Origin of the sequence: Paraburkholderia strydomiana (genome assembly GCF_031456815.1) — a bacterium.
Classification (GTDB): domain Bacteria; phylum Pseudomonadota; class Gammaproteobacteria; order Burkholderiales; family Burkholderiaceae; genus Paraburkholderia; species Paraburkholderia caledonica.
Window position 1 is genome coordinate 88,220 of the sequence record NZ_JAVDVL010000011.1, and the last position, 13,590, is coordinate 101,809.

The following is a 13,590-nucleotide window of genomic DNA, read 5'->3' on the forward strand; positions in this document are numbered from 1 at the left end:
CCGTTTGCCGTTCGGCCACCAAAAAAGACCCTCGCGACTCTGCCCCGGCAATGTGTTGGGCAAGACGCTGCGCGATTTGCACGCTGCCGGAATAGCCTCTTGCTCCGTCCTCGCTCTTCTGTGCTTCACTATTCGGTGAGCTGCCACGTGCCGAACCGTCCTTCGGGCATTTCGAGCCACAATCCCCATATGCTTCTAGACGGATAGACCATGGAACGTCGAGCACTGCTTCCCCCGTTAAATCCCGCCCGGGCGTTCGAGGCGACCGGGCGCCTGCTGAGCATTTCCAAAGCCGCTGACGAGCTGGCCGTGACGCCCGCCGCCGTCAGCCGGCAGGTGCGTACGCTCGAAGCTTACTTGGGCGTCGATCTATTCGAGCGAGTGAAAGGACGGCTGGAACTGACGTCGGCAGGCGCGCGGTATCTGGCGGAACTCATGCCGCTGTTTGCATCGCTGCGCGAAGCCACCGGCAGCCTGCGATCGTCCGAGCGGCGTGCGCGTGTGCTCAAGATCCGCTCGCCTGCGACGTTCGCGGTGCGGTGGCTGATTCCGCGTCTCGCGAGCTTTCATCGGCTGCACGAAAACATCGACGTGCAACTCACGACATCCCCGGCTCCGCTGAATTTTGCGCGTGAGGACATTGACGGCGGCATTCAGCTAGGCGACGGCAAGTGGCCCGGCCTGCGTGTGCAACGTCTGATCGCGAACGAGCTGGTGCCTGTCGCAGCTCCTTCCAGACAGGTCAAGGCCCGCGCGCAGTTGCAGGGCGAAACGCTTCTGCACACGCTCGCGCGCCCGGAAGACTGGACCTTGTGGCTGAAGGCGGCGGGTCTTCCTTTGAACGCGCGACGCCGCGAGATGCGCTACGAAACGTCGCTGCTCGCTTACCAGGCGGCGATAGAAGGGCACGGTGTCGCGATCGCGCAGAAGGCGCTGGTGCGTGGTGAACTGGAAAGCGGTGTGCTCGTCACACCGTTTTCGTTCGAGCTCGATCGCGGCCATCACACTTACTACTTCGCGTGGCCAACGGGGCGTCCGCAATCGGATGCATTGAAGATTTTTCGCCGATGGCTGCTTACGTTGCTCAGCGAATAACTTTGACGAGTCGCCGACCTTTTAACAAAAAGTCAACGGCTTGTTTCCAAATTGTAGATTGTCCGGCAGGCCGGTGAGTACCTATTCTCATCAGCATGATTCGTCGCAGTGGCGAGTCACGAGACAGGACAATCACAAATGCCAAGAGACAGCCTCAACGGCGTGCGGGTGATCGATTTCTCGCACGTCCTCGCCGGACCGGTCTGCTCAATGACGCTCGCCGATCTTGGCGCGCACGTCGTCAAGATTGAGCCGCCCGGCGGCGAGATCGGGCGGCGTATCGGACCGCCGTGGATAAGCGGTGAAAGCCCGGCCTTCATCAGCGTCAACCGCAACAAGTACAGCGTCGCAATCGATCTGAAAACCGATGCAGGGCGCGATGCCGTTCGCCGCATGGTGCTCGAGGCGGATGTGCTGGTCGAAAACTTCCGGCCGGGCGTAATGGCGTCGATGGCACTCGACTTCGACGCATTGCGGCAACTGAACCCCCGGCTCGTCTACTGCTCGATCTCTGCGTTCGGCCAGACGGGCGCGAATCGCAAGCGACCTGGCGTCGATGGCGTGATCCAGGCCGTCAGCGGTCTGATGAGCACGCTTGGCACAACGAACGCCGAACCGCTTAAAGTCCCGATCCCCGTCGCTGACATGATGGGCGGCTATCTCGCGTCGATCGCGATTCTCGGCGCACTGCATCAGGTTCGCGCGGGCGGCGGCGGGCAGCATCTCGACGTGAGTCTCTACAACGCGACGCTGATGCTGCAGCAAATCGGCTTCGCCGCGTTCTTCGCGTCCGGGAGAGAGCCGGAAAAGACCGGCAGTGCTGCGCCTTATGCGTGCCCAAACGAAGCGTTCCCAACGCAGGACGGCTGGATGATGGTGGTCGCCTACCATCCGGAACGATGGCACGCGCTATGTGAGGTGCTCGATTCGTCGTCGCTCGAAGCGGATCCGCGATTTGCCACCAACGATGATCGCGTGCGCCATCGCGCGATCCTCCACCACATACTCGCCGCGCGTTTCGTCGAACGCACGACTGCGGACTGGATGGAACGGCTCGCGGCGCGCGACATTCTATGCGCGCCCGTCGCAACCTACGGCGATGTCATCGAAACAGCGGAGTACGCTGAATGCGGACTGGCGCAGACGATCGATCATCCGGTCGCGGGCACCATGCGCACGCACGGTTTCGCGCTCGGTCCATCGGATCGCCCGAGCGCGCCTGACTCGCCCGCGCCGCTGACGGGCCAGCACACGCTGCAGATGCTGGAGCGATACGGCTTCGCTGAAAGCGAGATCGCGGGCCTGCTGAACGCCGGGGTTATCCGCGTGGGCCGCGCAACCCGCGACACCTGCGATGAAGACCGCAAGGTGAGCGCATGAGCGCCGCGATGATCCACAGCGAACGACGCGGGCGGGTCGCGCTCGTGCGTCTCGCGTCGGACAACCCGCTGAATCCTCTGACCGACGCGTTGATGGATCAGCTGATCGACGTCCTGCTGCGCAATGAAGCCGACCCGCAGGTTCACGCGACCGTTTTGACTGGGTCCGACAAAGCTTTCGCTGCCGGCGCGGACATCGTCGCGATGTCGAAGCTCGATTACGCAAACGCATTTTCCGATGACTACATCGGCCGTAGCTGGGATCGTATCCGCACGGTCCGCAAACCCATCATCGCGGCGGTAGGCGGCTATGCGCTCGGCGGCGGTTGCGAACTGGCGATGATGTGCGACATCGTCATCGCCGCGGACGACGCGCTCTTCGGCCAGCCCGAGATCAAACTCGGCATCGTGCCGGGGGCGGGCGGCACGCAGCGTCTGCCGCGCGCGGTCGGAAAATCGACCGCGATGCTCGCGTGTCTGACCGGCGAGCCGCTTGGCGCCCAGGAGGCACTGGCTTACGGACTCGTGTCGAAGGTCGTCGCCCGCGAGCGGTTGATCGACGAGGCGATGCGCGTCGGCGAACAGATCGCGCGTCATTCGCTGCCGGTGATCGTCGCGATCAAGGAAGCCGTCGATCGTGCGTATGAGTCGTCGCTGTCGGAAGGACTGTTGTTCGAGCGACGGCTATTTCACGCGGGCTTTTCTCTCGCCGATCAGAAAGAAGGCATGGCGGCGTTTCTGGAACGCCGTCAGGCCGCGTTTCAGAACCGGTAGTGGCCGGGAAAACAATCAGGAGACTTCGTCGTGTCAACTCATCCAAATCATGCCGGTTCACTGGTCGAATCGTCCGTCGATGACGGTGTGCTCACGCTCACGCTCAACAGCCCGAGCGATGGCAACGCGCTGAACGTCGCGATGACGGAGGCGCTGTCGGACGTACTCGAACAGATCAACGACCGGCCCGACGTGCACTGCTTGCTGCTGCGTTCGTCGTCGCCGCACTTCTGCACGGGCGGCAACGTGAAGGACATGCAAAGCGGCAGCGATCTCATGAGCGGCAGTGTCGAGGATGTACGCGAGCGCCTGCATCGCAGCCTCCACAGAATCACGCGCGCGTTGAGCGGTCTCGATGTGCCTTCCGTGTGCGCGGTGAATGGCGCCGCAGTCGGAGCAGGATGCGATCTTGCGCTGATGTGCGATATCCGCGTGGCGAGCGCAAAAGCCGTGTTCGCCGAGAGTTTCTTGCGGCTCGGACTGGTGTCGGGCATCGGCGGATCGTGGTTCCTCGTGCGGAGCGTGGGCTATTCGAAGGCGCTGGAACTGACGCTGACCAGCGAGTTCATCGATGCTGACGCGGCGCTGGGTCTCGGCATCGTTTCGAAGGTGGTGCCGGAGGACGAGCTCGACATCGACGCACGGTCGCTGGCGAAGCGCATCGCGCAAAACCCGCCGACGGCGCTGCGTATGGCCAAGCGGCTCGTGCGCGAAGCGGCCGATGTATCGCTTTCGACGACGCTCGAAATGGCGGCAAGCATGCAAGCCATTCTATTGTGCGGCCGCGAGCACAAAGAAGCTGTCGGCCGGTTTCTGGAGCGGCAGGCGGAGAAGAAGCGCACACACATGTGATGCGCGATACGGCCACCGCGTCGATCGCGCAGGGCCTTACAAACTGAATCACAGGAGACGACCATGTCCACCACTTCCGGAGCCCGCGATCCGCAACCCGGCATGCTGCGAATCATCGCGACGTCGAGCATCGGCACCATGCTCGAGTACTACGATTTCTTCGTGTATGTCGCGCTGACATCGACTTTGACGCACTTGTTTCTCCCATCGACGGACCGGACCGTCGCCACAATGGCTGGCGTTGCCACCTTCGGCATCGCGTATGTAGCGCGGCCGTTGGGCACGATCATCTTCAGCCCGATGGCCGACCGCATCGGACGCAAGAAGACGTTCGTCATCACGCTCGCGATCATGGGCATCGCGACAGTGGGCATCGGCTGCCTGCCGACCTACGCGATGGCCGGCTTGCTCGCGCCGATAGGACTGGTCACATTACGCGTGGTGCAGGGCATCGCGCTCGGCGGCGAATACGGCTCTGCCGTCGTCTACGTGATGGAGCATGCGCCCGCGGGCCGAAAAGGCATGGCGACGAGCGTGCTTCAAAGTACCGCGAGCCTCGGACTGCTGCTGGCGCTGGCGATCGTGTCGGCGCTGAAGTTCGCGCTCGATGCATCGGCATTCGAATCCTGGGGCTGGCGCGTCCCGTTCCTGATCTCGGCGCCGATCGTCGCGGTGGCGACATGGATCCGGCTCGGCATGACGGAGACGCCTGTGTTCGCCGAGATGAAGCAGGCGGGCCGTCTGTCGAAATCGCCGCTGCAGGACACCTTGTCGAGCGCGACGTCGTGGAAAGCAATTCTCGTCGCGATGTTCGGCGCGCAAGGCGGAACGTCGGTGTCGCTCTATACGTCGATCGTGTATATGCTTTACTTCCTGCAGAACGTGTTGAAGGTCGAACCTTCGCGCGCGAACCTGTGTCTCGGGATTGCTATCGTCGTGGCCGCGCCGCTTTATCCGGTGTTCGGCCGTCTATCCGATGCGATCGGCCGCTCGCGTGTGATGCTGATCGGCATCGTGCTGTGGATACTTGCGGCGTATCCGGCTTTCGCGGGCATCAGGACGAATGCGCTCGCTGGCGGCTGGGCCATGGTGACGCTGCTCGTCGCGTTGCTGGCCGTCCTGACGGCGATGATCATGGCGCCGCTGCCGGCGTTCATCGCCGAATGCTTTCCGCCGCAAAGCAGAACCACGGGCTTCGGATTGTCGCAACAGCTCGGCAATGTGCTGTTCGGCGGCTTTCTTCCGCTGATCAGTCTCTCACTCGTCAATCTGACGGGCAACCCGCTTGCGGGCGTCGGATATTCGATCGTATCGCTGTTGCCCTGTCTCGCTGTCACGTACTTCTGGGGACTGCGGCAGGATCGGCTGATCCGGCAGCGCAGTCACGAAGTCCAATGTGCGAGCCGTGCGAACGCGGGACAGTTACCGGTGCGCTGAGTCAGCCATGGCATGAGTCCCGGCATTGTGATGCTGCGCCTCGCTGGGATGTCTTGTGAGTCGGCAAAGATCGACTAATTTCGGCCGGTCGACACGACCGGCTGGATCGCTGACAATCGCATCTTATGCGGCTGGATTTCGACGAGGCCGCCAGCACGTTGTGATCCAATTGGCTAAACGATCAATCCGCATAAAATCGAAGGAACGATTTCCGTTCGTTGTCAACGATGCTAGAAATGCGACACTTTCCCGGTAACCTTGGTCTCGCTACTGACCTATTGCTGCACACCGATATCGGGGTGGTCGAGTCAAGGGATGACTATATCGTCGTCCGCACACCGGACGCGCCCGAATACTTTTTCGGCAACATGCTTGTTCTGCGGCAGCGACCCTCAGCAAGTGACCTGGAATTGCTGGAGCATGACTTCGGCGACCTCGTCGGGACACCACCGCTGATTGCACACCGGACGTTTATGTGGCCGGAAAGCGCCGACAGCGAAGTGACCTTCGACGCATTCGTGGAACAAGGCTACGACGCGACTGTCTACCGGGTGCTGGTGGCCCATCCGGATGAGATCATTCCGGTTGCGACCAACCCTTTGGTCAACGTGCGCCCCTTTACCATGCAGCATGACTGGGACGATTGGTCCCGAATGCAACTCGCCGACACGCCAAACCCAACGAGCATTAGCTCACAACGTTACATGGCGCATCAAGAGAGGGCTTACAGGAGCCTGATTGACCGTGGTCGAGGAAACTGGTGGGGAGCCTTTATCGATAATGAGCAGGTAGGAAGCCTGGGTCTGTTCTTTCTTGACGGCATTGGGCGTTTCCAGTCCGTTATTACAGGGAAACAGCATCGAAACCGGAATGTTTGCAAAACCTTGGTGACCGAGGTTATCAGGCGGGCCGCCGGACGGTCTGACCGGCTCGTCATGGTCGCAGATGAAAGCAGCCATGCCGGAGCAATATACAAGGCGATGGGTTTTCGGCAACAAGGGCGATTAGCCAGCTTGTGTCAGGAGCCGGGCAATGCAAGAGCGCGTTGAGTCCCCATCCAGATGAATTTTAGGCCCGACGGTACCTGGTAAAGTTTGACCATTAACAGTCATTCCGCGTGACTGCCAACATCGGCGACAATCCTCCTGTCTTAATCATTCAAGGTGGTGAAAATGCTGACGACCGTTGCCCTAACGCCTGTTGACTCCAAGCGTTGGGCAGAGCATCTAACCCGGCAGATCGCCGAATCGGGACGCGACGGCCGGCCATTTTTTTCGCCTCTGGAAGCCGCTGATTTCGAATCACCCGAGCGTCGCGCTCGCTTCGAAGATCGCCTCTCAATACTTTTGCCTCAGCCAACATGGATGAGGGTGTGGGCGGTTGAAGGCCCCGATGCACGCTTCATCGCACATCTTGACCTGAACGGATCCAGCATACCGTCAGAGAAACATCGCGCCACTCTTGGTATCGGCGTCGAGGAGGGCTTTTATCGCAGAGGCCTTGGGCGAAAGTTGATGCTGGAAGCCATAGAATTCGCGACACGTAACCACATTGAATGGATCGACCTGTCTGTGTTCAGCGATAACCACGCTGCGATCAGCCTTTATCGATACTTTGGGTTTGTTGAAATTGGACGACGCGATGACAGATTTCGTATTTCCGGACGCTCAGTCGACGACATTACCATGACCCTGCGAATTAAGAGCTAGGGTAACCGACTGGCTTCGGGCTAACTCCGGCCGCTCGCTCGCCTGGTATCCCAAGCCGATTTTTGATGCCTCTGCAACCATATCCATAAGACCTGTTCGATGAAGATGCATCTCAGAGTCGCTCGGCCCGTTTGCGATCTTGTCCGTACCGAACGCATGTATTGCGTAGGGCTTGACCTGGCCGTGCTCGCGAGGTTTCAGGACCATCAGGGCTTCGACGGAGTGATGCTTGGAAGTCCAGGCATGGACTATCATTTTGAGTTCACCCATTGCGGCGAACACCCCGTGCTGCCTCGACCAACGATTGAGGACTTGCTCGTGTTTTACGTACCCGATCGACAGGAGTGGAGTGCAATGGGCAATCGTCTTGTCGAAAATGGATTTGTTCGCGTAAAGTCGTTCAATCCATATTGGGACGTGTCGGGACGGACATTCGAGGATGCCGACGGCTATCGGCTCGTCTTGCAAAACGCGGCGTGGAGTGTCTGACGTCCTTATCGTATTTCTCCCTCAAGAGTTGACGATGACCAACCCGATAAGCTATCGACGTGCAACCACCGAAGACGTTTTGACAATCTGCGAATTGGGTCAAATTCTGAATGCGAGCCATCACTCAGCACGCCCTGACATCTACGCAGATGCCACCACAGAGTTCAGCCGCGACGAGCCGCACTGGCTTTCCAGCCTCCAGGGAGAAGATCGAGCGACGTTCCTTGCAGAGCTTGGTAGCAAAACTGTCGGCTTCATTACGATTCAGGTGGTGAAGCCGATGAGCCCGCTGTTGCAGCCGATGGTCGTTGGGCGCATCGGGTCCGTCGCAGTTTCAGAACAAATCAGAGGACGCGGGGTCGGCAGTTCTCTTATCAAACTCGCCGAAGAGTGGGCGCGGAAGCAGGGTGCCACTGACATCAGACTAGCCGTTTGGGAGTTCAACCAACAGGCGGTCAGCCTGTACCGGGAACTTGGCTATGAGATTCGCGCCTTTGAAATGGGAAAGCGGGTTCGGACTGCGGAGATAGAAAGTTCGGAATGAAGGCTGCAAGAATAGTTCAACGTTCTGGAGTCTGATTGATTAGCGACGTGAGCACGTGGTCGGCCCATACCCCATTGATCCGTAGATAGGACCGCGCCAGGCCTTCGCGCTCAAAGCCTAGCCGTTTCAATAGCCGTTCGCTGCGAGCATTTTCAGGCCTGAAGTTGGCCATTATTCTGTGCAATCTGATTTCGTCGAAGATAAAGGTAGTCGCAGAGGTCAATGCTTCGCGCATCAGCCCTTGTCCTTCAAACCGCTTTGCAAGCGAAAATCCAAGATGACATGCCTGAAAGGGAACGCGCACAATGTTGGTGAAATTGCAATCGCCCACCATTTCGCCGGTTCCTGGCGCAATTAGAAGTAGGTGCACCGCGACCCCTGAGTCGTTGTTGTGCGCCATCATCGACAGCCGTCGCCGAACTGATTCAGTTTCGAAAAAGCTTTCGGCTCGGAGCGGTTCCCAGGGCTGCAGGTGAGCGCGATTTTCAACGGTGTATTCCCGCAACTCATGGGTGAACTGCTCACATGCCGGCACAAGTTTCAGGCGTGTCGTTGACATTGCACTCGGTAGTGCATCGATGTGAACGCTCGTCACGTTGTCCTCCCATTGAAAGGGCGGAGAAGTATGGTTAATCAGAAACTTTTCGTCAACAATTCGACCGGCGTCCGCTACAGAAAAAGCCACGATGCACACCTAGCGCGATCGCCGCGCACGACTGTGGGGTGGTGCGGCCGTTTCTGAGGCATTGGCGTCGGCCGTTCACATTGGTGACAATCGGCGATCCCCGTTGACTGTGATCTTTACAGATGCAATATGTCTGCATGAACTCCGACACTCTCAAAACGATGATGTGCACCATGACGCCCGGCGGCGAGTCGTGGGAATCGTGACGTTCTTACATCACATATAGACTTCGTCAACGGCCCCGCCAGTCATGACGAGGTCACGCGGACGGTAGGATAATCGTCGGAGAGGATCTCAAGCTGTCAGTACTTTGCGAAAGCCACTTCCAATGCCTCGACAGCGTGCCTCGCCTCAACATGATCTGCTCGCGCTCGTGTGATTTTTTACTGTAATAAAGCGTCAAGCTGACCTTGAACAATAAGCGAGCGTTCCAGTGGATACGCCGCCGGTGTGCCAGTCTCAACGGACTTTTCGAAATCAAGCAACATCCGTTCATACTGTTCTTGCGTTCTACCGTAATGTTCGACGTGTAGCTGATCGGCTCCATCGATATGCTTTATCACGCTCGCGTCGTGGTAGTTATTTGTGGTGAATGGTGCTGTCATTTCGATCCAGCCTTTCTCTCCATGGAAGAGCATCGACTGCCTCCGGCCCATTAGCGTGCTACAGAACGACCGAAGCTTGAAGTCGCCAAAATCAATAACACAGTCCGAAGCGATATCGGTTCCTGACGTCGCACTGAAGCTCAAATCGCCTTGTGCTCCGACTGGATCCCGACCGGTTGCGAAGGCTGTCCCCACGATTGGGTACATGCCGACATCGCGGAGGCTTCCACCGCCAAGAGACAGGTTATTGCGAATCGATGCAGGGTCCGCGCGAAAGTATGTGAAGGCGCCTCCCACTTGCCGAATATCACCGATCTCACCAGAGCAGATTGCCTGACGAACGCTCTCCCACTGCGGGTGATGGACGATCATGATTGCCTCCGCGCAGACCAGGCCGCTGCGATCACGTTCTTCGATCAGCCGTCGTACCTCGGAGGCATTCATGCAGATCGGCTTTTCGCAAAGAACATGTTTTCCAGCCTGAAGTGCTGCAACGGTCCACGGGAAATGCAACGCGTTTGGAACCGGGACATACACTGCGTCCACCTCAGGATGCGAAAGGACGTCTTCATATTTCGCGGTCACGTGATCGACCGCATGCTTACGGGCAAGAAGCGAGGCTTTTTCAATGTCTCTGCTAGCGACAATGGTGATGCGACTGCCAATCTGCTGGATCGAGGGCATGATCACCGAATCCGCAATCGTGGCTGCACCGAGTATGCCCCACCGAAGACCGAGCCTTTGATTGCGTTGTCCAACATGGTCGATTGTTTGCATCATCATTCAATGGGAGAGGGACATTCTGGAATCGATGTACGACTGCAACTCAGGAACACCTTGAAGTCACTGAGCTACTGCATCGTTTGCTTTGATGTGAGCCGAATCATCGTCGCGGTTTTCCGCGGCGGCGACCAGCGACGGCGCGACGGCGTACTGATGCGACGATGATCAGAATCGATGCCGCATCGCAAGCCGGACCGCGACCTGGTGCGGCGTCGATGAGTCGCCCAGGTTGCCGATGTTCGCGACCGCAGCGCCTCCGGTCGACGATACGCCGGACGCCTTTTGAACAGACGCTTCCGCGTAGAAGTCGGTTCGTCTCGACACGAAATAGTCCGCAAGCGCCGCCAACTGATTGAAGTGCTGGTTGCCGACGGTGCCGCCCGCACCGTTGTCGACCGCGTTGCCCTTTGTGTACGTGTAGCCAAGTCCAGCGGAGAGAGCGGGGGTGAACTGATATTTGATGCCCGCTTCAGCAGTGTTGAACTTCGCGCTGTTGCCCCGGAGCGCCGTAATGTTCCCGTACTCGACATTCGAGTAGCCGATATTCATGATCGCGTTGCCGATCCTGTATGTCGCGCCTGCGGCGATGACCTGGTACGACGTCGCGCTCACATATCCGCTGTTCAGCACACCGCTCAACTGAGTAGCGCCATTCGGATTTCCGGTGAAGAAGCCGGTACTGCCTGTTGCGCCGGTCGGATTCTTGAAGTACTCGTAGGCTGCGCCGAGCGCGAGCGGGCCGTTGATGTACGCGACACCCGCGTTGTATCCGCTGCCCGCAGTGATGTTGCCCGCCTGTCCCCCAAGGCTCAATTCGCCACCGAAGGTCAGGCCGCGATAGTTGGCGCTGGCATAACGGATCGTATTGTTCAGACGCAGGGAGTTGTTCGTGTTGTCGAGGTCGCCAGGATGAGCGAAGGCGGCGCTGCCGAGGTAGCCAAGCGTTGTCACGGGCTGCACGTACCAGAAGATCGAGTCGTATTGACGGCCGAGCGTTATAGCGCCGAGCGTCGCACTAGAAATCCCAACGAAAGCTTGCCGGCCAAACTCCGCGCCGCCTTGTCCGAGCGCGCCATTGTTCAGGTTTACACCCGACTCCAGGGTAAAGATAGCGGCCAGTCCCCCACCCAGATCTTCCGCTCCTCTCAAGCCCCAGCGGCTGCCGTTGATGCCATTCGTCGAGTCGAGCGTCCATTGCCGTCCACCGACGTTGTGGCCATTCACCACGTTCTTGTTGTTGTTGACGAACTGCAGTCCTTCGTCGATCACCCCATACAGCGTCACCGAGCTTTGCGCATGTGCGTAAGACGCGCACAGCAACGTCAAGGCAGCGGTCATCGCGTGCTTTTTCATGTCTCTCCAACTCCTGACTGTGGTTGTCGCGAGGTGAGGTGTCCGGCTCAAAACGCAAATGTGGTTCAGCGTCGGCAAAAACTGGAAAACTCTTCCAGAAAAAATTTCCAAGAATTATAGGGCGGTCTACGGATCGGAAAGCAAGCGGATTTTTGCCAGGGTTTGTCCGGACCGTGTTGCCCCGGTCTAAACGCGTCGAAACGTTGACGAATCCCATTCCCTGTCGTAACCTGAAAAAACTTCCTGGAAAACATTTCCAACATTAGAGCGGAGACGAGCATGCAGCTAGGTACGGCGGATCAGGCCGCACAATTGATTGGCGATGGCGACACGGTATTGATCACGGGCTCCGGCTCGGGCATGGCGGTTCCCGAGGCACTGCTCGCAGCAATCGAGCGACGCTTCAAGGAAGAGGGGGCACCGCGCAAGATCACGGCGATTCACCCGGTGGGTCTCGGGAATCGCGGCGATGAGCTGGGTGCGAGTCACTTCGCGCATGAGGGGCTGCTCAAGCGCGTGGTGTGCGGGACTATCGTTGACGCACCGCCGATCGCGAAACTGGCCATGGCCAATCGCATCGAGGCGTACACGCTGCCGCAGGGCGTGCTCTCGCAACTGATCCGCGAAATCGCGGGTGGGCGGCCGGGTCTGACAACCCATGTCGGCTTGAATACATTCGTCGATCCGCGTCATCAGGGCGGCAAACAAAGTTCGATTGCAACTGAAGACCTGGTCGAACTCGTCGAACGCGATGGCCGCGAGTGGCTGTTCTACAAGTCGTTCAGACCGGATGTAGCGTTGCTGCGCGGCACGACTGCCGACGAGGACGGCAACATTTCGCACGAACACGAGGCAATCTTTGGCGAAATGCTGTCGATGGCGCAAGCGGTGCGGCGCTGCGGCGGCGTGGTGATCGTGCAGGTCAAGCGGCTTGCGAAGCGCGGCATGCTGCCCGCGAAAAGCGTAAAGATTCCCGGCAATCTGGTGGATTTCGTCGTCGTTGAACCGAACCAGATGCAGACATATCAGACCTTCTACGACCCCTCTTTCGCCGGCGAACTGAAGACGCCGCTCACAACGTTCCCTGAGTTACCGCTCGACGAACGCGGCGTAATCGCGCGGCGCGCCGCACTGGAATTGCGGCGCGGCGCCGTCTGCAATATCGGCTCGGGCGTGTGTACGGGTATCGGTCTGGTTGCCGCGCGCGAAGACGTTCTGGATCTCGTCACCCTGACCAACGAACAGGGCCTGACGGGTGGTGCGCCTGCAAACGGACTCGACGCGGGCGCGGCACGCAACTACGCGGCAATCGTCGATCAACCGTATCAATTCGACTTCTATGACGGCGGTGGCATCGACATCGCATTCCTGTCCTGCGTCGAAATCGACCATACCGGTAACGTCAATATCACGCGTTTCGCCGATCGCCTGGTCGGTGTCGGCGGCTTCATCAACATTAGCCAGAACGCCAAAAAGATGGTGTTCGGCGGCTCGTTTACCGCGGGCGGTCTGGAGGTTGCGGTCGAGAACGGCGAATTGAGAATCGTCGCGGAAGGGCGTCATTCGAAGTTCGTCGAGTCGCTCGCGCAGATATCGTTCAGTTCGAAAAACGCGCGCGAAGGTGGGCAGACCGTGCTCTACGTCACCGAACGGGCCGTCTTTTCGCTCTCGAGCGATGGCTTGACGCTGATTGAAATCGCACCGGGTATCGACCTGCAAAAAGATGTGCTCGACCGCGTTCCGTTCGAGATCGACGTGTCGCCCGATCTGAAAACGATGCCCGCTGAAGTCTTTTCCGATCGCTCGCTCGGTTTGAAGGCGCGGCTCCAAAACGAGCCGTTGCCGATGCACCCGAAAGTGAAAGCGTTGCTGAACCACTAATAGA

13 protein-coding genes are annotated in these 13,590 nt (G+C 59.0%); 10 read left to right on the forward strand and 3 right to left on the reverse strand.

The window, feature by feature from the left end:
* Positions 1 to 210 precede the first annotated feature (210 nt).
* The 9 genes from J2W46_RS25825 (at position 211) to J2W46_RS25865 (ending at position 8,279) form a co-directional block, all read left to right on the forward strand.
* Positions 211 to 1,095, forward strand: coding sequence for a LysR substrate-binding domain-containing protein (locus J2W46_RS25825; protein ID WP_088176268.1), 885 nt, complete (start codon positions 211 to 213; stop codon positions 1,093 to 1,095).
* Positions 1,096 to 1,233: 138 nt separating this feature from the next.
* A complete protein-coding gene (locus J2W46_RS25830) occupies positions 1,234 to 2,475 on the forward strand; it encodes a CaiB/BaiF CoA transferase family protein (protein WP_310357389.1) in 1,242 nt (413 codons plus the stop codon).
* Positions 2,472 to 3,248: an enoyl-CoA hydratase-related protein gene (locus J2W46_RS25835; RefSeq protein ID WP_310357391.1), complete on the forward strand. Its 777-nt coding sequence runs from the start codon at positions 2,472 to 2,474 to the stop codon at positions 3,246 to 3,248. The genes J2W46_RS25830 and J2W46_RS25835 overlap by 4 nt, the downstream gene beginning before the upstream one ends.
* 30 nt (positions 3,249 to 3,278) lie before the next feature.
* Positions 3,279 to 4,100 carry an enoyl-CoA hydratase-related protein gene (locus tag J2W46_RS25840; protein ID WP_310357393.1) on the forward strand — a complete coding sequence of 274 codons (822 nt, stop codon included), beginning with the start codon at positions 3,279 to 3,281 and terminating at the stop codon, positions 4,098 to 4,100.
* Positions 4,101 to 4,163: 63 nt separating this feature from the next.
* A complete protein-coding gene (locus J2W46_RS25845) occupies positions 4,164 to 5,537 on the forward strand; it encodes an MFS transporter (protein ID WP_087750750.1) in 1,374 nt (457 codons plus the stop codon).
* 236 nt (positions 5,538 to 5,773) lie between these two features.
* Entirely contained in the window at positions 5,774 to 6,586 is an 813-nt protein-coding gene (locus tag J2W46_RS25850) for a GNAT family N-acetyltransferase (RefSeq protein WP_310357396.1), read from the forward strand.
* A gap of 123 nt (positions 6,587 to 6,709) precedes the next feature.
* On the forward strand, positions 6,710 to 7,246 hold the full coding sequence (locus tag J2W46_RS25855; RefSeq protein ID WP_310357398.1) for a GNAT family N-acetyltransferase: 537 nt from the start codon (positions 6,710 to 6,712) through the stop codon (positions 7,244 to 7,246).
* A gap of 99 nt (positions 7,247 to 7,345) precedes the next feature.
* Positions 7,346 to 7,735 (forward strand): VOC family protein, encoded by a 390-nt coding sequence (locus tag J2W46_RS25860; protein WP_288830744.1) that lies wholly within the window; start codon positions 7,346 to 7,348, stop codon positions 7,733 to 7,735.
* Positions 7,736 to 7,769: 34 nt separating this feature from the next.
* Positions 7,770 to 8,279 carry a GNAT family N-acetyltransferase gene (locus J2W46_RS25865; protein WP_310357404.1) on the forward strand — a complete coding sequence of 170 codons (510 nt, stop codon included), beginning with the start codon at positions 7,770 to 7,772 and terminating at the stop codon, positions 8,277 to 8,279.
* A gap of 16 nt (positions 8,280 to 8,295) precedes the next feature.
* On the opposite strand, the gene J2W46_RS25870 is transcribed toward J2W46_RS25865, so the two are convergent.
* The 3 genes from J2W46_RS25870 to J2W46_RS25880 form a co-directional block, all read right to left on the reverse strand.
* Positions 8,296 to 8,964: a GNAT family N-acetyltransferase gene (locus J2W46_RS25870; protein ID WP_310357406.1), complete on the reverse strand. Its 669-nt coding sequence runs from the start codon at positions 8,962 to 8,964 to the stop codon at positions 8,296 to 8,298.
* Between the two features lie 383 nt (positions 8,965 to 9,347).
* The gene (locus J2W46_RS25875; RefSeq protein WP_310357408.1) at positions 9,348 to 10,346 is read right to left on the reverse strand and encodes a Gfo/Idh/MocA family protein; all 999 of its coding nucleotides are present in this window, start codon (positions 10,344 to 10,346) and stop codon (positions 9,348 to 9,350) included.
* A 171-nt stretch (positions 10,347 to 10,517) separates the two neighbouring features.
* Positions 10,518 to 11,705 carry a porin gene (locus J2W46_RS25880; protein WP_310357409.1) on the reverse strand — a complete coding sequence of 396 codons (1,188 nt, stop codon included), beginning with the start codon at positions 11,703 to 11,705 and terminating at the stop codon, positions 10,518 to 10,520.
* A gap of 279 nt (positions 11,706 to 11,984) precedes the next feature.
* Here J2W46_RS25880 and J2W46_RS25885 point away from each other — a divergent pair, with 279 nt between their 5' ends.
* Positions 11,985 to 13,586 (forward strand): acyl CoA:acetate/3-ketoacid CoA transferase, encoded by a 1,602-nt coding sequence (locus J2W46_RS25885; protein ID WP_310357411.1) that lies wholly within the window; start codon positions 11,985 to 11,987, stop codon positions 13,584 to 13,586.
* Positions 13,587 to 13,590: the final 4 nt, after the last annotated feature.